The sequence below is a fragment of the Mucilaginibacter sp. genome (assembly GCF_036568825.1).
In the GTDB taxonomy this organism is placed as follows: domain Bacteria; phylum Bacteroidota; class Bacteroidia; order Sphingobacteriales; family Sphingobacteriaceae; genus Mucilaginibacter.
Genome location: NZ_DATCRU010000090.1, coordinates 1 through 26,271, shown reverse-complemented (window position 1 = coordinate 26,271; position 26,271 = coordinate 1). Strand labels below are relative to the sequence as shown.

Below are 26,271 nucleotides of genomic sequence, written 5' to 3'. Positions count from 1 at the left end.
GTAATTATTAGTAACATATTCTTAATGTTTTCTTAAAGGACAACCGGGCTTCTGGCGCGTGCTATATTAAAAGCACATTTAGTGGATATCAGAATAAAGGAGTTATTTGAACGCTACCAGGCAGGTAAGGCAACTGCCGAAGAAAAGAAGCTGGTAGAAGAATGGTTTGCCCGCTTTGACAACCAGCAACATGAGATTCTAAATGAGAATAAAAAAGCGGAATTCTTTGATCAAATAGATCAGCATATCCACAGCTCGTTCCCGGTTTATGAAAAGAAATATTGGTTAGCTTCACCATGGCTCCAGGTAGCAGCGGTGTTATTGATCGGCTTGGGTATTTTTTTATTTAAAACTTTCAGAAGCCAGGATAGCGCAATCAAACCGGTTACTTACACACTCATTTCTGCTCCTGCAGGGATGAAAAAGCAATTCACGTTACCCGATGGAAGCTCCGTGTATCTCAATTCGGATTCCCGTGTTAGTGTCCCTTCAGATTTTGGAGTTAAAAACCGGCGAATCTTACTTTCGGGTGAAGCATTCTTTGTCGTAACGCATAATGCCTCGAAGCCGTTCAGTATCGAATCCGGAAAATTGGTTATAGCCGATATAGGCACCTCATTTAATGTTAAAGCATATCCCGATGAAAGCCAAATAAAAGTAGCTGTTGAAAGCGGCGAAGTATGTATTGAAAAAACTGATGCCGGCAACAAACTCAAAACGATTGCCCGCTCACTGGTGCATAATCAACAGCTTACCTACAACAATCAAAGTCAGGAACACATGCTGAATTATGTACAGGCCAGTGACATAAGCTCATGGAAACAGAACAAGTTGCGTTTTGACAATGCTTCATTTAGTGACATAGCCCGGACATTAGAACGATGGTATAATGTAAAATTAGTCCTGAAAAATGACAACCCGCATTTGAGACATTACACGGTCAGCTTCAATAACGAACCGGTTGATAAAGTACTCTATGTGCTGGAAAGGCTTTCCGGCATGAATTACCGGATCAATAATAAAAACATAGTAGTCAACCTCAATAACTGTAAAAAGCAATGAAGTAAAACAGATTTAGCAAAACAGGGAATGTTGTGACCATTCCCTGTATAAGCGGGCGCTACAGTAGCACCAGCATTTTTAAACGACTATACAATCATTAAAAATTAATCGAAAATGCAAATTTTTTATCGAATCAAGTCTCTATTTATTTTATTAAAAAATATTATTTCAGCATCCATACCGCTCCTCATTATCGTCATTTTCCTGTTTAATCCGGCAATCTCCGTTTACGCTGCCGAAGGTCAGACGATCAATAATACCCGTATCTCCATTTCTGCTGAAAATGAGACGCTTAAGGATGTATTTAATATCATTGAAAGAAAAACGGAATTTATTATCGCGTATGACAATTCGGTGGATGTTAAAAAAAGGGTCACTTTAAACATGACCAATAAAACCATCAGCCAGATTTTGCAACAATTATTACAGGATTATAAAGGAACTATTAGCCAGGTGGACGACCACCACATCGTAATCCGGGTAGAAAAAAATCCTGTTTCCCAAAAGACGCCATTAAAAGTTCAGCAGATACAAGTTACCATTAGCGGTACTGTTACGGATGAGCAAAATCTGCCGGTACCGGGGGTAAGCGTTTATGAAAAGGTTACTCATAAGGGTACTGCAACCGATATGAATGGAAAATACACCATTACGTTAGATCAGGGTGCGACATTGGTATTTTCGTTTGTAGGTTATGAAAGCAGGGAGATTGTCGTTAACAATCAGACAGAGCTTAATGTTAAATTAAAACCGTCCAGCAATATATTGAATGAAGTAGTTGCCATCGGTTATCAATCGGTGCGCAAGAGCGATTTCACCGGTGCAATAGCAAGTGTTAAAGCAAATGAGCTTAACAGTACTGCTCCAACGCTTGGACAGGCCCTGGTTGGCAAAGTAGCTGGTGTACAAGTATCGCAGGTAAGCGGTGCACCCTATCAAAGTACCAGGATACGCGTGAGAGGGGTAGGTACCATCAATGCCAGCTCAGATCCTTTATATGTGATTGATGGCTATCCTGCCGGAAATGACCTGTTTATTAATACAGAAGACATTGAATCGATCGATATCCTGAAGGACGCGGCTTCTGCTGCCATCTATGGTTCGAGGGCCGCAGGGGGCGTTGTATTGATCACAACAAAGCATGGCTCCAAAGATGAGAAAGGCACGTTTGAGTATGATTATCAGATCGGCATAAATCAATTGGCCAAAAAAGTAGACCTATTGAATGCCGACCAGTTTGCCCAATTAGTTATCGACGGGCGTAATGATACCTATCATGATCTATGGGTAAATACAGGACATACCTGGAACGATGCTATGTATTCTGACAATAATGCCACCCGTGTAGCAAACGTAGGTAATGCCAGTTCCGTACAGATTCCTACAGGTTTGTATGATTTTGCCACGCAGAGCCTTATTCATCAAACTGTTAATACCGACTGGCAGGATGAATTATACCGGAATGCCTTGACCCAAAACCATAACCTGTCATTTACAGGGAGCTCAACCAATACAAAGTATTACCTGAGTGCAGGTTACCAGGATCAGCCCGGCATTATGCTCGGCACAGGCCAGCAAAAAATAAACCTCCGCGCCAATATCAATGGTAATATTGGTAAAAGATTAAAGATCGCGGCCAACGTAGCTTACACACACAATACCAACCAGGAAACACAGGATGGCCGCTGGGATCACAGCCCGGCAATGGGCGCACTGATCTATATGCCTATTTTCCCTGCGTATAACCCGGATGGCAGCATTGCAACAAACCTGGCCGCTGCACAATCAACAGCTTATGGTTACCAGTCTATCGAAAATCCAATTGCGACTGCCGAATTGATCAAAATCAACCGTACCGGTAACAGGGCAACTTATAATACCCAGGCGACCTATGAGATTCTACCAGGCTTCTCTTTTAAAGCGAACCTGGGCATGCAGACCTACGGAGAAGATTATAACTATTACCTGCCAACCGATATCAGTAACGGAGCAAACCCTCCGGGCTCTCCGCAATCAATCGCAGCGGCTAAAGCAATTCAGCAAACGGTAGCTTTCCAGGATCAGCTGGGAGAATTTACGCTTAATTACACCAAGCAGTTTGGAAAAAACCATATAGACGGGTTAATCGGATACACTGCCCAAAAAACTTCAAACGATGTTTTGACACTACAGGGAATAGGTTTTCAGAATGACAACGTGCCAAACATTACAGGCGCTGCACCCAATAATATAACGCTGATAACCACCGGCGCTCCGGAAGGCGTTCAAAATACTGGGACATCGGTTTATACATTATTGTCTTACCTCGGCAGGGTAAATTATAATTACGACAGCAAATACTTTTTATCGGCATCATTTCGCCGGGACGGGTCTTCAAGGTTTGGACCGAACAACCGCTATGGTACGTTCCCTTCCGTATCCGCCGGCTGGAATTTATCCGATGAGTCGTTTTATCACAATTGGCTCGGAGAACAATCAACTGTAAAACTGAGGGCAAGCTGGGGCCTGAGTGGAAATAATAATATTGGTAATTACAATACGCAGCAAACACTTAATGCACCGGGCAGCGTTGTTTTTGGAACCGGTACGGTTACTTCGGCTAATACACCGGCAGGAATAAAAGATCAGAATCTGGGTTGGGAGTCTACATCGCAATATAATTTTGGTGCGGATATGGGCTTATTTAAGGGCCGGCTTTTCATTATTGCCAACTATTACCTGAGTTATTCCTACAATTTATTGTTTAACCAGCCCGTGTCTGCGGTTTCCGGTAGTTCGACCATTCTGACCAATTTGAGGAATTCAAAGGTAAGCAACAAAGGGTTTGATATCCAGGTAGACGGTAAACCAATTGTCACCAAAGATTTCACTCTCGGCTTATCTGGTAATATATCCATTAACCGGAACAAAGTATTGAACCTTGGCGGTGGCAATACCATTATTACCAATGGCGCCGAACGTTCTTATTTAACCAGTATAACAGAAGCCGGTTACCCGATTGGCATGTTCTACGGCTACCAGGTAGCAGGCATAGTTACCCAAGCAGACCTGGCAAACATCGCCATCGACAAATCACATTATAACGCTGCAACGCAATCCTATCCCGCGGGTTACAAACCCGTAGGGCCACCAATTTCCACCTTTTCAACCAATCCGCTTGCAGAGGGAGATCTTTATTTCAAGGACACCAACGGCGATGGGGTTATCAATAGCAAAGATGCCGGGATCATAGGTAATCCGTATCCTAAATTCACTTATGGTTTTGCAATCAATGCAACTTATAAAAACTTCTATTTCTCATCGGCATTTAACGGATCGTATGGTAACCAGGTGCTTGATGGCCAGGACTATTACCTGTATAATATGGAAGGCTCAGGTAATCAATATGAGGATGTAGCAAACCGTTACCGCAACCCTTCCGATCCGGGGAATGGTACGGTATACCGGGCATCGCGCGGTGGAACGCAGAGCAACAGCACAAGGCTATCTACGTTTTATCTTCAAAACGGTTCGTTCCTGAGAGCCACCAATATCAGCTTAGGGTATAATATCAAATCGGGCTCACTTTTGCGTCAATTGGGTTTCACCGCCCTGAAAGTGTACGGCTCAATAAATAATGCTTTTACGATAACAAAATATAAAGGCTATAATCCGGAAGTAGATTATGATTATTCATACGGTGGTTCACAAGGCGCAAACCTTGCCCCGGGTATTGACTATGGGGTATATCCTCTTGTACGGTCCTATAACCTGGGTATTAAGGCAACCTTTTAATCTATCAATCAACATAGCATAACATGAAAAATAAATATATTAAATTATTGAGCCTGACCATATGCCTTGCATTAGGTTCATGCAAAAAAGACTTCCTGCAGCAAAACAATCCTGATGCTATTGCTGTAAGCAATTCCTTCAGAAATGAAAACGATGTGTTATTAGCGGTCAACGGATGCTATGCTGCTTTAAGAAGCGGCAATACCATTGGTGAAGGTAGTGACTTATGGACCGACCAGCGATCAGACGATACCGGAACGAACGATAATCAGTCGAACGCAGGCGAACCCTTTCAGTTCAACAATTTTTCATTGATACCAACAAACAGCTATCTGTATACCCATTGGCTGGCCATGTATAATGTAATTGCAGATTGCAATATTGTACTATCCAACATCAATAAAGTATCTTTTGCAAACGCTGATACCAAACAGGTGTATAAAGCCGAAGCTGAATCGATCCGTGCCTTGATCTATTTTCACCTGGTGCGCGAATGGGGCGATGTGCCCCTGGTGACTAAACAACTCACCACCACAGCTGACATTACGGCTAATACTTTTCGCTCGCCGCAGGCAGACGTTTATGCTCAAATCGTGAGCGATTTAAAAGATGCCGTTAAGAGCCCGCTTCCATCCACTCAATCTGCCGGTATTATTGGCCGGTTGTCCTTGGCTGCCGTAAATACGCTACTGGGACAGGTATATTTAACAATGGCTACTACAGAAGATCAGAGTAACCGTACGACAAACCTTAACAATGCGTTAACTTATCTTACAGCGGCTTATAACCTTAAGACCTTCAGCAGTCTTTCGGATATTCCATACACTTCTGTATTTGATGTAACCCAAAAATCAACCTGTCCTGAATTAATATGGCAGATTGTAAATAAGCAGGGCGATCCTGTTTATAGTTCAAGTATCGCGGCCAACAGCCAGGCAAAAGGCGAAACGATCAACTCCCAAAAATCTTCGTCAAGCGTGGGCGACAATGTAACCCATGACCTGGTTAACGAATACGAAGCCAATGACCCCCGCGGTACATTTTCTATCAAATATGCCAACGACCCGAATGTTAAGGATTGGTTTGTGACCAAGTTCAGAGACACAAGTCCGGGCGCCGGTATAAACGGCTATGGCGGCAATGACTGGATTTTAATGCGCTATGCTGATGTGATTCTGATGCTTGCCGAGGTGAATATGTATCTGGGCAATAATACCGCCGCAATTCAATACCTCGACATGGTTCGCGCGAGAGCGGGAATGCCATCTTACGAGGTTTCTTCCCAGGACCCGGCGTACAGTGCCAAATTCCCTACGCTTAAACTGGCTATATTGCACGAGCGCCGTGTGGAGCTGGCTTTTGAACACCATCGTTGGTTTGACCTGTTGCGCTTTTTTACAACGGATGAATTGGTTAGCTATTTTCATGCAAAAAACCAGGCCGATTTCGGATCAGCCATCCTGGCTAATTTCGGAACTAAGGACAGGTATTACCCAATCCCATTCAATGAAACCAAGTTAGACCCGGTTAAAATGTTTCAAAATCCAGGTTATTAAATTTCAATACCGGGGAGCCCTAAAAAGCTCCCTTTTTTTATAATAGAAAGAATATGAAAAACACCGGAATCAGCAACATATGGCATTGTATCTGTTTTATACTATGCCTCTCCGTTTTCTTTACCAATTTTTCGGCAGCACAGTCTCAACAAGGTGCCGGCTTCGATAAAAATTATCATTTTTTGCATTCGGGCAATTTGGTTGCCGACAAAAATTTTTACCTTCTCACCGTTATTGACCATTCGCCGGATATTAAAAAAATAATTGCCGGTGATACCTACCTGAAGCAATTGTTTGAGGCAAGGTTAGATCTGATAAAAAAGCACGTTACTGATACGACTTCCATGCCTGCCTCTATGGTAGGCGGTTTTAAATACAGCAAAGAGGATTCTACGCAACTGGCTCAAACCATGCTGGCATTGTATGAAAACCACCGTGCCGAATTTGACAGGCTGATCAATAAACATTTGCGTCCTTCAGGATATTATCAGCGTTTTGTGAGCCTGAGCAACAAGGATCTGTTTTTAAAGGCATTGGGACAATATGTTTATGGCATCAATTATATGATCGATCAGTTTGGGCTGGGAAAGAAAATGCGATTTCCCCGCATTGACACGCCTAACTATCCGGTTAATAGTCGCTACTACCGGATGGTGATGAAGGATATGTTCGCCCTTCTTGATGAACAGAGTGATACGATGAGCATGTTCTACCAGCCATCTCTGGCTGTGGCCATGCATCTTATGGATGCCAACGACCGCGATGAACCGGCCCGTTTCGAGCCAATGGAACAGGGCGAAAATAAAGCGGCGGTCAGCAGCATAAAAACAACACAATGGAGTAAATATGCCTACGCTGCTATCGTTATCCCGGGCAACGGACCTGAGCTGACTACTACCCCGATCAGTCCTGACAATAAAATACATTGCGATGTGGCCGCCATACGCTATCTTAATGGAATGGCTCCTTTTATTATTACCAGCGGGGGGTATTGTTACCCTTTCAGGGGGCCGTATTGTGAAGCCATGGAAATGAAAAAATACCTGGTAAAAAAATATGGTATACCTGCCGCTGCTATTATTATTGATCCGCACGCACGGCATACCACCACTAACTTCAGGAATGCCAACCGGCTGATGATACGCTACGGTATACCCACCGATAAGCCCTCGCTATTTGTAACCAGCAAGAGCCAGCATGATTATGTCATGATGGATGCTTTTGATAAAAGAAATATACATGACCTGGGTTATTTACCTTATCGCGGTAAAAAAAGCATATCCTATCATGACATTGTTTTTTATCCAACCTGGGAGAGCCTGCACATGGATCCGCTGGATCCATTGGACCCATAGCATAAGGTTTGCCTTTTCACCAGATTCCGGATCAAAAAATAGGAGTTAATCTTAAATTCATAATCGGATACGTTCTTTGGATATAAAGCCGACGAAAAACTTACGCCAATGCTAAACACGCCAGGGCGTATCCGAACATATCTTTTATCATATGTCATTAAACAAAACTCTTTTTGTGGCTGCCAGCCTGTTGCTGGCCGGCTGTATTTATGCACAGGCGCAGGAACTCGCTTCCATCGAAAAAAACAGGATAAAATTGCCTAACGGATGGTCGGTTACACCGGTTGGCAAAAGCCTTCCGCTTGGCGACCTGCCTTTGAACATTGCCGTAAGCAGGAGTCATCAGTATGCCGCTGTTACCAATAATGGGCAAAGTACTCAAACTATTCAACTTCTGGACGCCCGGAATGACGTGGAACTGGACAAAGTGGTTATCAGTAAAGCCTGGGGCGGCCTTGTTTTCAGTGCCGACGAACGTTCGCTTTATGTTTCGGGCGGCGATAACAACTGGATCATCCGGTATGCTATTGACAACAAAAAATTAGTGGCGCGGGATACCATAAAGCTGGGTGATGCATGGAGCAGAAAAAAGAATCCAAGCACAATCTCGCCCACAGGCCTGGCGCTTGACGACAAGAAAGGCATATTGTATGTAGTCACCAAGCAGGATAACAGCCTTTATCTCATCGATCTGAAAACAAAAAATATCAGGCAAAAGATTGGTTTGGGCACTGAAGCTTATACCTGTCTTCTTTCACCTGACCGGTCAAAATTGTATATCAGCCTTTGGGGAGGCGACAAAGTAGCCATATTTGACACGAAGCAAAATAAGCTGCTTGATCCAGTTGCAGTCGGAGACAACCCGAATGATCTGTGTATCTCCAGGAATGGAAAATATTTGTATGTGGCTAATGCCAACGACAATACCGTTTCTGTGATCGACGTAAACAAGGCGGTAGTTATAGAAACGCTGAATACTGCGGTGCACCCTACGCGGTTAAGCGGAACAACCAGTAATTCTGTAGCCTTAAGCAAGGATGATAAAACATTATATATTGCCAACGCAGATAATAATTGCCTGGCCGTATTTGACGTCAGCAAGCCTGGTGCCAGCCGATCACTGGGATTTGTGCCTACGGGCTGGTACCCCAGCGTAGTGCGCGTGATCGGCAATAAATTGTACGTGGCCAATGGCAAAGGCTTTTCATCATTTCCAAATCCATACGGCCCCAACCCCACGGCAAAAGGCCAAACAGTGGTATTGCACGGCGGTGACCCTGAAAAGCCACATCCGGTCCAATACATAGGCGGAGGCTTGTTAATGGGTACGCTGAGCATAATCCCAACCCCAACCGAAAAACAATTGTCAGTGTATTCGCAGGCAGTTTATCATAACACGCCTTATCAGAGAACGCAGGAAACTAGTGCGAGTAGCGAACCGGCTAATCCTGTTCCGGGCAAAGTAGGCGATCGGTCGCCCATCAAATATGTTTTTTATATCATCCAGGAAAACCGCACTTATGACCAGGTGCTGTCTGACATCCCTGGCGGCAACGGTGATACCAGCCTGCTTTTATTTGGCAAACACATTACACCAAATCATCATGCCCTGGCGCAGAACTTTGTGCTGCTGGATAATTTTTACGTGGACGGTGAAGTAAGCGCCGACGGGCATAACTGGAGCCTTGGGGCCTACGCCACCGATTATATGGAAAAGAACTGGCCTACCAGTTACGGCGGCCGTGGCCCGGGGGCTGTCGGCGCAACGGCCCACAACAAACTGTACATTTGGGATCAGGCAGATCGTTTTAAAGTGAGTTTCCGCACTTACGGCGAGTTTATATCCGCTGACAATACGCCACAAATTCCTGTTTTGAAGGACCATTTTCCAAAGGCATATCCAACCCACGACCTGCGCGATCCCGACACCATGCGCTATCATGTATGGGAAAGAGATTTTGATTCATTGATGCATAACAACGTTCTGCCTCAGCTAATGACCATTCGTATGCTTTCTGACCATACCGAAGGCACTACTGCCGGCAGACCTACCCCGTTCGCGCATGTGGCGGATAATGATCTCGCCGTAGGTATGCTGGTTGAACACATAAGTAAAAGCCCCATATGGGAAAACAGCGTCATCTTCATTCTAGAGGACGATGCTCAGAATGGCTCCGATCACGTGGATGCACATCGCTCTCCTGCATATATAGCCGGGGGCTTTGTAAAACGCAATTTCGTTGACCATACTATGTATTCCACCTCATCTGTGCTGCGTACCATAGAGCTGATACTTGGACTGCCGCCGATGACCCAGTATGACGCGTCGGCAACACCCATGTGGCGCTGTTTTAATAGCAAGCCTGATGATCGGTCATTCCAAAGTCTTCCCTCTAATATCAACCTGAATGAACTTAACCCTAAGGGTACAAAGTTGGCGGCGATGGCTAAAGGGCTTGATTTTTCCCGGGTTGACCGCGTGCCCGACAACGTAATGAATAATATGATATGGAAAGCGGTTAAAGGCGAAAAAGCAACAGCGCCTGCCCCTGTTCACGCAGCCTTTGTAAAGGCAGCCCAGGCGGATGACGACGATAAGAAATAATAAAGGGGTTTAACACATCTGATCACAAATGGCATCAGAACAAATTGTGAGGGAGGAAAATACACAATTTGTACAAAATCTTGTATGTGAAAATAAAAAATCCGCGGAACTTCACCGAAGTTTCGCGGATTTCGCGATTTTATGGTAGCCCATAGGGAAACATTTAGAACCCTTTCTCTTCGATTTGACACTATTGGCCTACCGATGAATTTGATTATACTTTTGCCGAACGAATTATATCGTGCATCAAAGCCGGACATTTACCGTATCAATTCCGGACGGGTCACATTTGGATTTGAAGCAACAAGTTGATAATCAATTTTATACAATTATGGCATTTTCTTTGAACCCGTAAAATCACCGTCACTAACACAAGCCGGTTTCAATACTCAAATAAATAAATGGTAAAAGTAATAGCGGTTTTTCTGGCAGTTGTATTTATATCTTCCGTTCTGACCGGTTGTCATTCGCATTACCGTTCCACAGCATATTCGTATGCAGAACCTATACAGCTTTCCGATGGGCTGCCTGTCGATGCAATGTATAATAACGGTATGGACACCGGCAGAATTGTAGCGCTTACCAAACTTATACTGGCTGATAAATATCCCAATATCCACAGCATGCTCATCCTCAGGCATGGCAAACTCATCTATGAAAATTATTTTGCCGGTGAAGATGAGGTTCATGGCGGGGCACCTGTAGGCTATGTAAACCACACGATCAATGACCTGCACGATTGCAGGAGTGTTTCAAAAAGTTTTACCTCGGCGTGCATCGGCATTGCCGTAAAACAAGGATTTATCAAGAGCATTGATGAACCCATCTTTTCCTACTTCAAAGAATATGCAAAATATTTCGACGCGGCTAAGAGAAAAATAACGATCCGGAGCCTGTTAACCATGACAAGCGGTTTAGAATGGGATGAAAAGATTTCCTACCTCGATTCAGACAACAGTGAAACCCAAATGGACAGGAGCCACGACCCGATTTTATTTATTTTGAGCCGAAAGCTTATATCAACGCCGGGTAAGGTTTGGAACTACAGCGGAGCCAGTGCCATGCTTTTAGGAGAGATCATCAGGAAAGCTACCGGCGAAAGACTGGATAAATACGCGGAGAAGAATTTGTTTGCTCCGCTCGGCATCCGGAAGTTTACGTGGGAATCCATGCCTTATAATAAGAATTTAACTGCTGCTGCGTGGGGCCTCAGGTTAAGGTCGAGGGACCTGGCCAAATTCGGGCTTTTGTATATGAACTATGGCAAATGGGGCAATATGCAGGTATTAGATACGGATTGGGTAAAACAATCATTAAATACCCAGGTTTCCAGGCCATCGGAAAATCCACATATACCCCAAGGTTATGGTTTTCAATTTTGGGTAGGCTTTATGAGCGAATACAACCATTACAAAACTGATTTGCCGTATGCAGATGGTAATGGCGGCCAGAATATATTTTTTTGGAGGGACATGGATATATTACTTGTATTTACCGGGGGCAATTATAATCGAAGGGATATACCAAATAGCGGGTGGGAAGCATTTGGCTATTTAGTACCTTCGGTCAAAGAGATGCAGCCTTACTTAAAGAAATAGGTGAAGCCTTGCTATTAGATAAAATGCCCCGTCGGGGCATTTTTATTTATCCGCAAAATAATAAAGGATATTCAACAAATAACCATTCTCATGCAGCGTCTCTATAACCCGGTTTGCCTGATTGAATCTGTTCGCATAGCTTCCGCATTATTTTGCAGGTATGCCAACAGCCGCAAATGGGTTATTGCGCCAAAGTGCATTGCATCTCCTGCAAGAACTTCCTTAAGAAATTGTTCTGCCATGTCATATTTTTTTAGCCCAAGATAGCCGAGGCCGGAAATGTACCTGCAGTGCAAGTAGTTTCTTTTTTGCAGGTCATCGTCAAAAATCAGCAGATCAGGTAACGATACAGCAAAATAGTCTATCCGCACTTCTTTATCTTGATTTCTTTCGCCGTATTTCACCAGATTGTGAAAGATATTTTCTGCTTGTACCAGGTCGCCTAATTTCTCCCAGGCCAGGCCCTGGTAAAATATCTTGTCAGGCTGCTGATCATTGTAAAAGACTGCCGCACTTGGCTCGGTCAATCCTTTGGATGCCTTCTTCCAATTAATCTCTGCATTAATTGAATCCCCTGATCCTGTATATGCGCAGCCCAGCCAAAAGAATATATCGTTTTCCTGAGCGCCATAAAGCTTACCTTCACCGAGATTATGAGGAAAGTGCTGCGCCTCATTCAATCGTTTAATGGCCATTTCATATAAACCATTAGCAATGTCCTGTTTGGCAAGCTCTGTCAGGCTATAAACGTATTGGCCCGATACCTTGCCTTCACCGCCTTCCCACGGATGAAATTTTCGGGTCATTAAAAGGTTATATGCCAATCCGAAATTGCCGGAAAAATTTTCCAGGGAAATTTGCTCCAGGTACAGATCGTCCCTTTGCTGCACCAGGGATAAAAGACTTTTTAATTTCTCAAGGCGCCACGAAACAGGTTTGTTCATTCTTTTATAAAGCTGATCCAGCTCCATCAATACTCTCGAATCGGATATGTCGCATTGGAACGCTTTTTCAAATAAATTAAGCGCTGTCTCCGGCTGTTTTCGCTTATTGTAAATGGCTATTGCGAGATTGCGGTAAGGTGTCGGAAAAGTGGGTGAAACCACAATCGCTTTCTCCCAGCAAATCATTGCCTCCTCATACTGTTTTTTATCATACCAAAGATTTCCGAGGAAGTAAAGTGCCTTTGCATCTGAAGGAATATTTTTAATAGCATATTGCAAGACTAAAATGTCCTCAAGGCGATTCGGAAAGCAAATGCCTGGTTCGGACTCTGCTGCCTTCATCAGGTAAACGTAGCTTTGGTCCACATTCCCTGCCTTTTTCCAGTAATAGGCCATATAATAGTTAATCAGAGGCGAATTCAACTCTGCCGACGCGGTATTATTGAGCAGCAATTCAATTGCCTGGGTGAACAGCCCCAAATCAGCAAATTCAATAGAAAATTCGATCAGTGTATGCGCATTGCCTCTGCTTAGTTTTTGCAAGTTGTCGATGACTTCTTCAGCCCCACTTTGGTCGCCTTGATCCAGGTAACAAAAATACAGCTCAAATAATGCGCCCAGGTTAAAATGATCGCGCTTTAGTGTCTCTTTGGCAACAGCTACCGCTTCCTGTATTCTGTTGAGTTTCCGTAGTACATGAACTTTTACCAGGTACGCTCTGCCGTTCCTGGCGTTTCTGTCGAGCGACCAGTTGATATGCTCTAATGCAAGCTCGTAGTCACCGCGCTGAACATCGATCTTCGCTATAGCAAAATAGGAACTATCCTGCCAGGCGCTGCTCCATGCCGCCTTAAAAAATGCATCATAAGCTTCATCGGGTCTTTGCTGATAATGAAGTGAGAGCCCAAGATTGTAATAGGACTCACCATCATATGGATTAGGGTTTCGCTGTGTAGCCGTTTCAATCGCCTTCCTGAAATAAGATTCACTGACCTCAAATTTACCCCTGCGAAGGTACCACGCCCCTAAAGCGTTATTGCTTCTTACGTCGCCGGGTTCCCTGGAAAGCGCCTCTTCATAATAAGGTACCGGGCTATAAGTTGCATGCCGGTATTGCTCCAGGTGCTGGCCGGTAAGGAAAAGCTGCTCAATGCTATTGATGTCTTTCGGCATAAGTGCAGGCGACGCCGGATCAGGAATCGCCGGCACCTCATCGCCTCGATCAGGTTGATAGGTCAAAAGTTCTTTATTTTCGTGATCTAACGCAGAGAGCCGCAAGTCGCAGGCATTTAAATGGGCTATCTTTAACGACTTTTCAAACAGTTTTTCAGGCGAAATATCCACTGTCTCGTCGATAAATAATTTGTCGCCAATTTTCAGCCTAACAGTCAACCCCCGTTGGATTGATGTAGCAAACACCCTGACAGTAATGGTATCGTCTTCTGTATCTAATCCAAGCAAGATATCCTTCGTAGCATTTTTAACCATCCCAACTTCGCGATAAGGAAGAAAATATTGCGTAAAAGACTTCTCTTCATTAGGCATGATCCAGGCAAAATCCGGTTGATTATCGGTGTAAACGCCCGTCATTAATTCAATATATGGGCCGTCTTCATCAGTCAGGTTCCTGTCCCAGGCGATTCCAAAATCACCATTACCCCATGTCCATTGTTTTTTACCGGGTGATATATGATGATCTGCTATGTGCAGCATCCCGGCCTTTTTATCGTGCTCATAGCCACCCACGAAATTATATGCAGATCCTACTGCCATATATGATGTAGGAACAGGGATATTCTTATAGCGCGAAATATCGGTGCCGGGCGAATAATCAACTTTATAATAAGTGCCTGTTGCGATTGGAAACGAAGAAACATCCCGTTTGCCGTGGTCAAACACGGCGTGCACGTCAGGCGGAAAAATGGATTGGTATTGGTCGTTCACATGCACCGCCGGGTTTGCCCACCAGAGAAAAGTCTGAGGAAGATTGGTCCGGTTATATAACTGCGCTTTAATTTCCAGGTAAGCCTTATCGGGATATAAGGTAAACCCAGCCATGCCCTTGGTATGAAACATTTTTTCGACTTCGCTTACCCATACTGTTTTGCTCCCATCATTGTTGTTTTCTGTCAGGTAGTCAATTGGTTCGAAAGTGCTGGGACGATGGTGTTGCGGCCAGTTGAATTCAATACCACCTGAAATCCATGGGCCGCACAAGCCGACAAGCGCTGGCTTAATCACCTGGTTATAATATATGAAATGACGGTTCGCTATTTTATCAAAGGCCATATGTACCCGCCCGCCTATTTCGGGCAATATCATGATCTTCAAATATTTATTCTCAAGAAAAAGCGCCTGGTAGAATTGGTCAATTTTTTCGTCTTCAATTGATTCGATCACAGGGTTCGGGTAGACAACGCCGCTGCTTCCCTGGTATACCCTATTCTCAAAAAACATTGGGTTTTTATCGGGCAACCCGGTACGATAAGTAGGTAATACCACCTCTTCCTGCCATATTGAAACTTCCATATAAATTTAACTGTGGTTAATGTCCTATAAAATTCTGTTCTAACTCTTCGAGCGTTCGCCCTTTTGTTTCTTTTACTTTTAATCTGACGAAGAAAAAACCGCAGAGACAAACACCTGCGTACAGGTAAAATGGGCCGTAGGTACCCAGGTGTTCTGCGAGAATTGGAAAGGTGAAAACGAGGATAAAATATGCGATCCACAAACTGACTATCGCCACCGAAGAAGCAACGCCCCGTATTTGGTTCGGAAATATTTCCGCAATAATGACCCAGGTGACCGGTGCCAGGGAGGTTGCGTATAATCCGATGGCGATCAAAACAAATATGGATACCAGTCCGGCACTTGCCTGATGCCCTAATAAGAAGGCGAGCACTACGTATACAACCGACAAACCCAGAGAACCGATAAGCATCAATGGTCGCCGCCCTAGCTTATCTACCTGCCACATCGCCAATAAAGTAAATAGGGTGTTAACTAACCCTATAGCCACCGTTTCAAATAGTTGTCTGTCAAGGTTAGCACCAACTGACTTGAAAATGGTAGATGTATAATTGAATACAACGTTAATACCGCACAGTTGCTGAAACACAGCCAATGTGATACCTACAATAACCGCAGGCCGCACATTTTTTGCAAAAACATCCCGGTAAGAACTGCCTGATAAATGGTTCGACGTTTTATTGACATCTCTAATAGATGCGTCGACATAGGCAGCTGAACCAATTTTAGCCAAAATTGTAGCGGCTTTTTCTCTGTAACCGGCATTTAGTAACCATCTTGGGCTTTCGGGCAGAAACAATACGCCCGTTAAAAACAATGTCGCTGGTATTGTTCCGAGGCCAAACATCCACCGCCAGCTATCAGTGCCTTTCCCGGCCAGCAGATAATTGACCAGGTTGGTGATCAATATTCCCAGCACGATTGTCAACTGGTTAATTGCCACATTGCGGCCTCGTGTATGGGCCGGTGAAATTTCTGCAATATAAAGCGGGCTCAGCATAGACGCCATGCCGACGCCAATACCGGCTGTAAACCGCATGGCAATAAATTGCCAGAGCTCGGCAGAAGATGCCATTCCAATGGAAGAAACAGCAAAAATGGCTGCGGAACAAACGAGTCCCGGCCTTCGGCCATACCTGTCTGCTATTTTCCCCGCAATCAGGCAGCCGACAATGCAACCAAGTGCAAGCGAACCCGTCAGGAAGCCTTCCCACCATGATGACAGATGAAAGGCTGTTCTCAAAAACGGCAAAGCTCCGCTGATCACCGCAAAATCGAACCCGAAAAGATAGCCTCCAAGGGCTGATATAAACGATATCCCTAAAATGTAACCGTTGTTGAATTTAATAACTTCTGTTTTTTGCAACACTTCCATTTTTTCTAATGTTAAAATTGAACAACCATCTTATATTCAGGGATGAAATACTTATAAATCAATTTTTTGAATTATACAAAGCTGTAATTCTGCTTAGCTCTACTTCTGTTTTTGGATTAAATTCATCACTTTTCATATAGTTTTCGATGCTGTAAGCGAGTTGTTTTGCTTCCGGCCTATCCGCCATATCTGTGAGAAGGTCGATGCCCGAAACCATTAGTTTGCCTTTGCCAACTTTGCACTCAAACAATAGGGAAAGCGACCTGGCCTTTACCCAATCATCAATTACACGAACAACGGGATTGAGGCCCTTTGCAACACTGTCGAGCATGATCGGGCTGCTGTGTGTCATGGCGTCCCACCATTGATAATCTGTATGATTCCCGGTTGGGAAATATTTAAACGCCGCGTGATGAGGGTCGCACAAAATACCGAGTGTCTCCGGTGCTTGTCCATGCGTCCAGGCAGTATTCCAGAAAATGCTGGAAAATCCGATGGCCACCTTTCCTCCATATTCATCCTTCAGAGTTCCTTTCTTTAAGGTTAATAAAACTCTGGCACCGTTCTTCAGTGATGAGATCACTTCATCTGTTAGCTTGTCGGTTACAATGACATGGGTATCGGCCTGCTTAACCTGTTGCGGGTAAACAAAGAACCGCCAGTTGTTGGCATAATTACCTACTCTAACAGTGAGCGTTAATTCTGATGGCTGAGTGATGGTTTTCAAATCGGCTTTTATTGAACCAAGAGGAATGCCATTCCCTTCAGGAATATCCTGTTTTTCGAATGTCCCTGAAAAAATGGTTTTTGCGGTTGCATCGGTGATGGTCCAGTTCGGAGAGGCGTTTTTAAGAATATGTTCAGAAAATTGCGAGATCTCGACAGGAACGTTCAGATTTTCATCGTTTAGATAGATCATTTTCGGAAAACGCGCCAAAGGGACTACATCGTTGCAAAACCTATTATAGATTGCTGCCGTGATGTACGACTTAGGCTGGTAAAACGCATTAAGTACCCCCACCAGGGCAGTTCCCTGGCCGGGAAAATCTTCTAATCCCAGCAATTGAAAACCGCCAAAGCCCTTTGTTCTCAATGCTGCTTCAATGTCAGCCTTATAACAAAGTGTCTGCAATTTACCGGAAGCATCGAGAAATTCATCTTCATAGGCGCTTAGCCCGTTCGCCGCTAGCTGATCGCGGAATATTTCGAAATTATGAGCTTTGAAAATGCCTTTATATTTACTTATTTCTTTAAAATCCGGATAAACGCACCATTGACCTATCTCATGACTAACTGTAGGGTGCTGCCATTTTGAAATAATTTCAGACCAATCATAATCTGTCGAAGGTTTCTTACTATTAATAATGCTTTTTAAACCTTCACCCCAATGTTGGATGCGTGGGTCGGGAGTGCTGTTATAATCAGCTTCAGCAATAATAGGCCAGCCGGAACCGGTTGTGTATAAACGCCTGGAGTCTTTCGCCTGCCAATATTTTACAAATCCGGTCAGGTACTCCGTCAGATGTTTACCTGCCGGCTCGTTTCCATAATCCATCAGGCAGAACGACGGGTGGTTTCCATATGCCTCTACGATTTTTCTACTTTCCTCGTAAATATATTTATCCAACGGCTTCCCATCGCCGATTACAGCACCCTGGTTGGCCCATGAGGAGCATTCGATCTGGAAATAAAAGCCCAGTTGGTCACCTGCGATAAATGCTGCTTCCGGCGGGCACCACGAATGGAAACGAATATGATTTAAGCCAAAAGACTTGCACGTACGCAAAATCTGCAGCCAGGATGCTACATCAGTTGGCGGATAACCAGTTAATGGGAATGCTGCGCAGTCAAGTGTACCGCGCAGTATGGTAGGATGTCCATTGATCCGGAACTGAGTACCCACAGAACTGAATTTGCGCATACCAAACTGGATTGTACGAATGTCCTGTCCTGCACCTGAAGCCAGGCTGACCTTCATTGCATATAAATTAGGATGATGTTCGCTCCAAAGCTCTGGGTGAGCGCCCATTGGGTAGGTTATATTGATGGTATCTGATAAAGTACCGGATATATTTGTTTTGGTCACAGCCGGTAAAATCGCTTTGCCGTGTGACGAAACTGCCTGGAGAGTTATTTTCGCATGCTCTTTAGTCAGTTGATTTTGTTCAATAACTATTCTGGCCAAAACTTGCTTCCGGTCGATATCCGGGTATAGCTGGACATCTTTGATAAAAAAAGCTGGTTTCGCCGTCATATAAATCCGGCCAACCATGCCATTCCAGTTACCCTGGGTGTGGTCGCTTACGCTGTGTGAGTTTATCCCTACATTAATTTCGTTGATCCGGTTATCAACCCGTATGGTCAGGGTGTGTTTACCTGCGGTTAGCCCTTTTAATAGGAGATAGTCATGCGGCGTACCGAGGCTATTCTCCCGACCGATTAACTTGTCATCAACATACACAGTGGTTGCCCAATGCGCACGTTCGATAAATAGTTCAGCCACTTTGTGGTTCCATGAGGCTGGGATATTCAAGTTGGTTTGATACCATGCTACGCCTTTATAATACTTTTCTGGTTGCAGCCAGAATGGCACCTTAATGTGCCCGGCTTCGCGGTATTTCGCGTACTCCGGCTTGCGAAACCATGATGAATCCTCAATTCCACCGGTCCACTGCGTATTGACTGTAATTTCATCGCCCAGATGATTGCTGGTCATCGAGCCGGGCAATTTGATTGCCCCTTCAAGCTGTTTTTTATACCAGCTTTGTTTAATGCCAATATCATTCGGGTCTGTCTGAAACCTCCATTTACCCGAAAGACTGACCGTATCGCTCTGCGTCGTTATTAAGCTTTGCGCAGCGTTAAGATGAATAGAATAAAGAATGAATGGGCCTGCAATCAGAACGGGAATGAACCGTTTTTTGATACTCATAGTGATTCGTTTTATCATAATTTATCGAAGTGCTAATAAATTTAATATAAAGTTTTTATAGGTCTGTGTGAAATCTCTGTTTCGCTATCTTTTGCCTTCATTACTCCCAAAATCCTGCATAGGCAAATTCAGGTATAATAAAATTCATTTGTTTTCAGGAATAATCGGCGGATGCAAATTACCATGCCGGGTAAAAACTACAAATGGACTTTTATTGGAAAAAGATGGATTTAATTGCTACTAAAATGTGTTGAATTATTTAAGAAAAATATCAATTAACCACTGGGGAATTATGGAGCTTCGATAGGCTTATAGATTAATTTAATTAACTTATTATGAGTATATTAAGTGTTTAAATTGGCGCGAATACATCATTCATAGGCTGTCTGATTTAGGATTTTAATGGACATTGTCATCGTATTAATGGATTTTTATACCATTATAGTTTTATTACTTTTATAGCTTTTAAATTTACTTAAGGAGTACTTTTTCCATGGCTGTTGTAATCAAAAAAATAAAGGAAGGTTTTGTTGGTCAGCGGATGATTGTGCTGCCGCCGAATGTGAAAAAACAGGTGGTTAAAAATGAGCTGATCAAAAGGTGCTATTTAACTGCCATAGGCTTTTATCCCCGTGCGGTAAACCACGACCGTGAACGAAAGGGAGGCAGTCCGCAATATATATTGTTGTATTGTGTTGAAGGCATAGGGTATATACACATACAGGGGGTTGAAATTATATTGACACCAAATTCATATTTCATTATACCGAAAAATGTCACACACCATTACCGGAGCAGTATTGAGAACCCCTGGAGTATTTACTGGGTGCATTTTATGGGAGAAAGTGCAGATCTGCTTTATCAAAGATATGCAGAGCGTAATCAGCCGGGCAAAATGATGATCCCTTATGAAGAAAAGCGGATACTGGCTTTTAATGAGATTTATGACCTGGTTGAAAATAGCTTTGATATAAGAGAAATGGAAATCTCTAATATCAAACTACTGGACTTTGTTTCCTCATTTATTTTCCATAAAGAGATCAATCCATCGCTCCAGGAAAGTGATGTGATAACCGACTCTATCAGTTTCATGAAAAGCAACCTCCACCAAAATATCTCGCTTGAAGAATTAGCTGACCGGCAGCATTTATCTGTTTCTCATTATTGCAGGTTGTTTGCTGCTAAGACCGGGCGTTCGCCCCACCAATATTTTAACCAGTTGAAAATATGGCAATCATGCCAATACCTGTACTTTAGCGACCGCAACATCAAGGAAATTTGTGCTGAGCTTGGCTTCGACGATCCTTACTATTTTTCCAGGCTTTTTAAGAAATTAATGGGGATTTCGCCTGCTAAGTATAAAAATCAACATAAGAAGATATAAAAAAAGCGCGCCTTTCAGCGCACTTTTTAATCAACCAATCATTATTAATCTTACCATTTCGGGTTTTGTACCATTTTGCTGTTTGAATTGATCTCAGACTGCGGTATCGGGTAATAGTCATGTTTCCCGGGAACGAAATATTGCCTGCCAACCTTGTCGCTATTAGTGATCTCCTGCTGAAGAAGCCCCCAACGCTTCAGGTCATAAAACCGCTGATTTTCCCTCGCAAACTCAATCATTCGCTGATGACGGATCTCAGCCATCATAGCGTCCTGGCTGGCCGGCACGGCAATAGCCGGCAAGTTTGCGCGGTCACGGATCTGTTTTACGTAAGTAAACCCTTCGGCAAGTTTGCCTTGCATAGTGAGCGACTCACCGATCATTAACAACACATCCGCATAACGTAATGCCCTTTCGTTGTTGCTCGATGTGTAGTCGGAAGCACCGCTGGCACCGGTAATTTCCCCGTTTTGATTAAAATTCTGATATTTCTTGAACATGGAGCTATAACCAAATAACAATTGGAAGGAGCTGAATGGTTTGTTATAGAATGTAGCCCCCGGGTAGTTCCAGATAAGCGTAGCATACATTCTTGGGTCAAAATCATTGTTTGTGGTCTTTTCCTTTTGAAATTCATTGAACAGCTTATCGGTCGGGCTCACTTCAAACCATCCGGCCACTTCAGCCGGGGCAAATTCCTGTGCAGTAGTTACACCAATGGCTTCATTGGCATTTTCGCCCGCCCAGGGATTAGTACCGCCAACATCAGCAAGCTGAATTTCAAAAACCGATTCAGCATTATTTTTTGTTGTTGCCAAAAAATTATCCTGATAGTTTGGCATTAAAGAATAGCTAAATGGCGCAGTTGTTAATTGTTTGAGCGTCGTTTCAGCGCCTGTATAATCTTTTGTGTATAATTGAGCTTTCCCCAGGTAAGCAATGGCCGCGCCTTTTGTAGCACGACCCACAAAATTGGAAGGGTAACTTACCGGAAGGTTTGTTGCTGCATCTGTAAAGTCCTGGATCACTTGCTTCCACACGTCTGCCTCAGGAGATTTGGCTACGAAGTAATCATCTTTGCTTACCGGAACTTTTAGATGCATAGGGACGTCTCCGAAATTGATGACCAGGTTAAAATAATTTACTCCGCGCAGAAACTTGGCCTCAGATACATACGCCGCTTTAGAGGCATCACTTAGCCCCGGGACCTTACCTACATTCTCGATGATTTGATTCGCGCGAAATATGGCACGGTAACTGCCGTTCCAGAAGTCGTTTACAGGGCCATCGTCGGGCGTATTTGTAAATGTTGACAAACGGTATAAGTCAGCGACGTCATTACGGATGAAAAAATCGTCACCTCTTCCGTTAGATAATTCAATCCCGCGGACTCCCCAATAACCGCCGTTAACATCTCTGAACAAGCTGTAAGTTGCCGCAAGGGCCGCCTGCACGTCAGACTCGGTTTTCCAATACGTATCCGAGGTGATCTGGTTAGGGTTGACTTTCTCCAGTACGTCTTTTTTACAGCTAAACAAGCTGAAAAACGCCAGGGTAAATAGTAATATCTTTTTCATATATCTTCCTTTTATCATTTTATAAACCTAATTGTAAACCGACGCTGAATGTCCGGGCCAATGGGTATGCCACATGACCAAAGTCGACACCACGATCAAATATGCTTCCTGTCCTGCCCAGGTCCGGATTGAAGCCTGTATATTTAGTTATAGTAAACACGTTATCTCCACTAACATAGATACGCAGGGAGTTAACCTTCAGGCGGCGCTTCATATTGTCCGTCAGTGTATAGCCTATTTGCAGGGTTTTTAACCGCATATAGCTGCCGCTTTCCAGGAAGCGGGATGAAGTCTGATCGTTGAAATTCGGATCATCAATTACTGCACGCGGTACGGTAGTGTTGGTGTTCTGAGGTGTCCACGCTTTAAGTGTTGACGTTGAATAGTTAAATTCAAGGCTCATACTTTCCAGGTCCTGGCGTAAACCGTTGTATATTTTGTTGCCCTGTGTTCCCTGGAAAAAGGCATTAATATCGAAATTCTTGTAGGATAGATTGAAGCCAAAGCCATATTCAAAATTAGGGAAGGGGCTGCCCATATAAACTTTATCCTGGTCATTGATCTGTCCGTCGCCATTGGCATCCAGAAATTTGATATCTCCCGGATGTGCATTCGGCTGGATAAGATTCCCATTTTTATCCTTATAAGCATCGACTTCAGCCTGCGATTGGAAAATACCGACGTCTTTGATCAAATAAAAGCCGGTAACAGGTCCCCCGGCTTCAGTCATTGTACTTGAAGCACCGTGATGCGTTGGCTGGCCGCCAAAGATTTGCTGCGTACCGGTACCCAATTGGAGTACTTTGTTTTTTACGGCGCTCAAGGTACCGAAGACACTATATTTCAGCTTTCCGATCTGATCGCTGTAATTGACCCCAAACTCAACACCCTTATTACGAAGACTGCCGGCATTAACTACGGGGTTGCTGGTTGACCCGGCTGAGCCAGGGATAGGTACATTCAGCAATACATCGTCTGTGGTTTTAATAAAGTAATCAGCGGTCACAAACAATTTGTCGCGGAAAAACCCTGCATCAAAACCGGCGTTCACTGTCTTGGTACTTTCCCATTTGATGTTGGGGTCGGCAAATGATGTCTGGATGGCCCCAAACCATTTTTGTTGCGTAGTTCCCGTTACGTAATTAATATTTGATGCAACTGCAGCGCTATACTGGTAGTCGCCAATTTCCTGATTGCCAAGCACCCCATAACTCGCCCGAAGCTTAAAAGTGGAAAGTATATCCTTCAAAGAAGAACCGTAAAATTTTTCGTTAGATGCATTCCAGCCCAGGGCAACAGATGGGAAATTGCCATATTTATTATTGGCACCAAAACGTGAAGAACCGTCCCTGCGAATACTGGCCGTCATCAGGTAACGGTCATCATAGGAGTAGATAATACGACCTAATGCTGAAAGCAAAGTACTCTCAATGCTGTTTCCCCCTGTTGTGGAGGTACCGGCACCTGCGTCGATGTTTTCGAGTCCATCGGGCAAATCCGTCCTGGCTGTCAGCAAATAGGTGTAATCATTTTTTTGGTAAGTATAGCCCGCCAGCGCCTGGATACTATGTTTCCCGAAAATCTTTGTGTAATTCAACGTATTTTCCACCAGTAACAGATCTGTTTGATCTTTACTGATACTTAAATCATTCGTTGGGTGCGAAAATAACGTACCGACCACGTAACGTTTATCGTAATCGGTGCCTGTTCCAAAGTCTGCGGTGTAGCCGAAATTAAGTTTGTAAGTCAGGCCCGGTAAAATAGTAAGCTGGCCATATGCATTCGTTAAAATATCGGAAGACACTCTATTGATGTCTTCAAGATTTAATTGTGCCACCGGGTTAGCGACGTTAACAACAGGACCCGTTGCACCTGCGAAACCACCCACAGCGGTTGGATCATAAATAGGGAAAGCCGGTATCATCTTGGCAGCAGAACCAATAGGGTTGCCGCCTTGCCCGCCCCAACCCCCCGGCATCGTGATCGTTTTTTCCCGGGTAAGAACAATGGTTTCGCCAAACTTGAACGGACCTTTGCTGGTTTCTGACTTTGCCCGCAGGTTATAGCGATCATAGCCTGTAACTTTTACGATCCCATCCTGATCCAGAAAGCTTCCCGAAACGCTGTAATTGGTAGACTGATTTCCACCACTTAAGAGTAGATCATATTGTTGAATGGGAGCGCTGCGATAAATTGCATCCTGCCAGTTGGTGCCGGCGCCAAGTGATTCCGGATTCTTAGCTATATCCAGTCGGGCCATGCCTGCTGCGTCATGCGCCTCATTGCTCACCGTCGCCCATTGTTCCGCATTCAATACATCCACACGATGAGCGATATTTTGTACACCATAATTGGCATTTGCCTGTATCACGGTTTGACCATTTTTTCCCGATTTTGTCGTTACCAGCACGACCCCATTTGCAGCACGCGATCCATAGATTGCGGCAGCCGATGCATCCTTCAATATATCAATAGATTGGATATCATTTTGACTCAGGTTATTGATATTGGCCACCGGCACACCGTCTACCAGGTAAAGCGGGGTTGCGTTATTTAACGAACCTACGCCCCGGATCAATATTCTTGTTCCTGAGCCTGGATCGCCGCCCGCCGCCTCGATAGTCACACCGGGTAATTTACCCTGGAGGGCTTTAGTCACATCACTTACGCCTTGCGATTTGATGTCGGAGCCTTTTATATTGGCAACTGCGCCGGTGAGGTCCTTCTTCTTTACAGTGCCATAGCCGATCACCACGACCTCATTAAGATTGTTCTGCCGGGCAGAAAGACTAACGTTTACCACCGGCCCGTTGACGGCAGCCTCCGCGGGTTCGTATCCAACAAGTTTAAAAACAAGAATAGCCCCTGGCGGTACATTCAATGAAAATTTTCCGTTTGCATCAGTAGCAACGCCCTGTTGGGTGTTTTTAATAGTTACGGTTACACCAGGAATCGGCGTATTGTCCTCCCTGGCGGTCACAACACCGCTAACCGTCGTTGTTTGCGCTGCGGCTGAAAAACAAATGGCACAAATTGTGACCAAAATGAAAATCGTTCGCCGCAAAAATAGTTTAGTAAATCTTTGCATAGTAAATTGGTTTTTGTTTGGTTTTTAGTTAAAAGTTCCGCAACAAAACTGCCTTATGAAAAAATAATTGTCTTTTAGACAGTATTTCATCAGGGTATAGTGCGGGGATAATTGGTGTGGTAAACGTAACGGAAATGTGACTCTTTTTAAATGGACATTATTTTTAAAAAGATGGATTTTTTAACCATAAAAAAGAGTCCGGATAGACCTAAAGCGAAGCTAGGGTTAGTATTGGTTATGAAACTAGATACCTATAATCCCTTTCAGTAATAATCCTCCCTTAGAAGCCATCTCCAATGAATTTCGTGGTGTTAACAATGAGACGTTATGATAATTAGCAATTCATTTGGCTTACTCGTAAATAAATTATTATATTGCGTAAAAATTAAAAAAAATACCTGAACACATTCCTGGATTGAGAAGAGAGAAAGGAACCAGATCACAAGGACAATGAAAAGTTCAATTCGCACGGCGTCAGCTTCTGCTGCCCGA

Annotated in this window: 12 protein-coding genes; 7 read left to right on the top strand and 5 right to left on the bottom strand. The window is 44.0% G+C overall.

What is annotated here, in order from left to right:
- Window positions 1-81 precede the first annotated feature (81 nt).
- From VIM89_RS19705 to VIM89_RS19680, 6 genes are all read left to right on the top strand, one after another.
- Window positions 82-1,062, top strand: coding sequence for a FecR family protein (locus tag VIM89_RS19705; RefSeq protein ID WP_488157899.1), 981 nt, complete (start codon window positions 82-84; stop codon window positions 1,060-1,062).
- Between the two features lie 114 nt (window positions 1,063-1,176).
- A complete protein-coding gene (locus VIM89_RS19700; protein WP_488157898.1) occupies window positions 1,177-4,836 on the top strand; it encodes a SusC/RagA family TonB-linked outer membrane protein in 3,660 nt (1,219 codons plus the stop codon).
- Between the two features lie 23 nt (window positions 4,837-4,859).
- Window positions 4,860-6,392, top strand: a complete 1,533-nt coding sequence (locus VIM89_RS19695; protein WP_488157897.1) for a RagB/SusD family nutrient uptake outer membrane protein — start codon at window positions 4,860-4,862, stop codon at window positions 6,390-6,392.
- A gap of 53 nt (window positions 6,393-6,445) precedes the next feature.
- Window positions 6,446-7,747 carry a YdcF family protein gene (locus VIM89_RS19690; RefSeq protein ID WP_488157896.1) on the top strand — a complete coding sequence of 434 codons (1,302 nt, stop codon included), beginning with the start codon at window positions 6,446-6,448 and terminating at the stop codon, window positions 7,745-7,747.
- A gap of 151 nt (window positions 7,748-7,898) precedes the next feature.
- A complete protein-coding gene (locus VIM89_RS19685) occupies window positions 7,899-10,352 on the top strand; it encodes a bifunctional YncE family protein/alkaline phosphatase family protein (protein WP_488157895.1) in 2,454 nt (817 codons plus the stop codon).
- A 401-nt stretch (window positions 10,353-10,753) separates the two neighbouring features.
- Window positions 10,754-11,950, top strand: coding sequence for a serine hydrolase domain-containing protein (locus VIM89_RS19680; RefSeq protein ID WP_488157894.1), 1,197 nt, complete (start codon window positions 10,754-10,756; stop codon window positions 11,948-11,950).
- A gap of 101 nt (window positions 11,951-12,051) precedes the next feature.
- Here the strand turns inward: VIM89_RS19680 and VIM89_RS19675 are convergent, their stop codons facing one another.
- The 3 genes from VIM89_RS19675 to VIM89_RS19665 are packed head-to-tail and all read right to left on the bottom strand — an operon-like array spanning window position 12,052 to window position 19,730.
- On the bottom strand, window positions 12,052-15,423 hold the full coding sequence (locus VIM89_RS19675) for a DUF5107 domain-containing protein (protein ID WP_488157893.1): 3,372 nt from the start codon (window positions 15,421-15,423) through the stop codon (window positions 12,052-12,054).
- A gap of 16 nt (window positions 15,424-15,439) precedes the next feature.
- Window positions 15,440-16,798 (bottom strand): sugar porter family MFS transporter, encoded by a 1,359-nt coding sequence (locus VIM89_RS19670; protein WP_488157892.1) that lies wholly within the window; start codon window positions 16,796-16,798, stop codon window positions 15,440-15,442.
- Window positions 16,799-16,856: 58 nt separating this feature from the next.
- Complete coding sequence (locus tag VIM89_RS19665; protein ID WP_488157891.1) at window positions 16,857-19,730, bottom strand: glycoside hydrolase family 2 protein; 2,874 nt, start codon at window positions 19,728-19,730, stop codon at window positions 16,857-16,859.
- Between the two features lie 493 nt (window positions 19,731-20,223).
- Here VIM89_RS19665 and VIM89_RS19660 point away from each other — a divergent pair, with 493 nt between their 5' ends.
- The gene (locus VIM89_RS19660; RefSeq protein ID WP_488157890.1) at window positions 20,224-21,114 is read left to right on the top strand and encodes an AraC family transcriptional regulator; all 891 of its coding nucleotides are present in this window, start codon (window positions 20,224-20,226) and stop codon (window positions 21,112-21,114) included.
- 50 nt (window positions 21,115-21,164) lie between these two features.
- Here VIM89_RS19660 and VIM89_RS19655 read toward each other — a convergent pair whose 3' ends face one another.
- Both VIM89_RS19655 and VIM89_RS19650 read right to left on the bottom strand, forming a co-directional pair.
- Window positions 21,165-22,691: a RagB/SusD family nutrient uptake outer membrane protein gene (locus tag VIM89_RS19655; RefSeq protein ID WP_488157889.1), complete on the bottom strand. Its 1,527-nt coding sequence runs from the start codon at window positions 22,689-22,691 to the stop codon at window positions 21,165-21,167.
- A 19-nt stretch (window positions 22,692-22,710) separates the two neighbouring features.
- Window positions 22,711-25,779 carry a SusC/RagA family TonB-linked outer membrane protein gene (locus VIM89_RS19650; protein WP_488157888.1) on the bottom strand — a complete coding sequence of 1,023 codons (3,069 nt, stop codon included), beginning with the start codon at window positions 25,777-25,779 and terminating at the stop codon, window positions 22,711-22,713.
- Window positions 25,780-26,271 lie beyond the last annotated feature (492 nt).

What these genes read in the sequence shown, in the direction of transcription:
- VIM89_RS19700 (WP_488157898.1), top strand. Translation starts at nt 1,177, where the DNA reads ATGCAAATTTTTTATCGAATCAAGTCTCTATTTATTTTATTAAAAAAT.
- VIM89_RS19695 (WP_488157897.1), top strand. Translation starts at nt 4,860, where the DNA reads ATGAAAAATAAATATATTAAATTATTGAGCCTGACCATATGCCTTGCA.
- VIM89_RS19690 (WP_488157896.1), top strand. Translation starts at nt 6,446, where the DNA reads ATGAAAAACACCGGAATCAGCAACATATGGCATTGTATCTGTTTTATA.
- VIM89_RS19685 (WP_488157895.1), top strand. Translation starts at nt 7,899, where the DNA reads ATGTCATTAAACAAAACTCTTTTTGTGGCTGCCAGCCTGTTGCTGGCC.
- VIM89_RS19680 (WP_488157894.1), top strand. Translation starts at nt 10,754, where the DNA reads ATGGTAAAAGTAATAGCGGTTTTTCTGGCAGTTGTATTTATATCTTCC.
- VIM89_RS19675 (WP_488157893.1), bottom strand. Translation starts at nt 15,423, where the DNA reads ATGGAAGTTTCAATATGGCAGGAAGAGGTGGTATTACCTACTTATCGT.
- VIM89_RS19670 (WP_488157892.1), bottom strand. Translation starts at nt 16,798, where the DNA reads ATGGAAGTGTTGCAAAAAACAGAAGTTATTAAATTCAACAACGGTTAC.
- VIM89_RS19665 (WP_488157891.1), bottom strand. Translation starts at nt 19,730, where the DNA reads ATGAGTATCAAAAAACGGTTCATTCCCGTTCTGATTGCAGGCCCATTC.
- VIM89_RS19660 (WP_488157890.1), top strand. Translation starts at nt 20,224, where the DNA reads ATGGCTGTTGTAATCAAAAAAATAAAGGAAGGTTTTGTTGGTCAGCGG.
- VIM89_RS19655 (WP_488157889.1), bottom strand. Translation starts at nt 22,691, where the DNA reads ATGAAAAAGATATTACTATTTACCCTGGCGTTTTTCAGCTTGTTTAGC.
- VIM89_RS19650 (WP_488157888.1), bottom strand. Translation starts at nt 25,779, where the DNA reads ATGCAAAGATTTACTAAACTATTTTTGCGGCGAACGATTTTCATTTTG.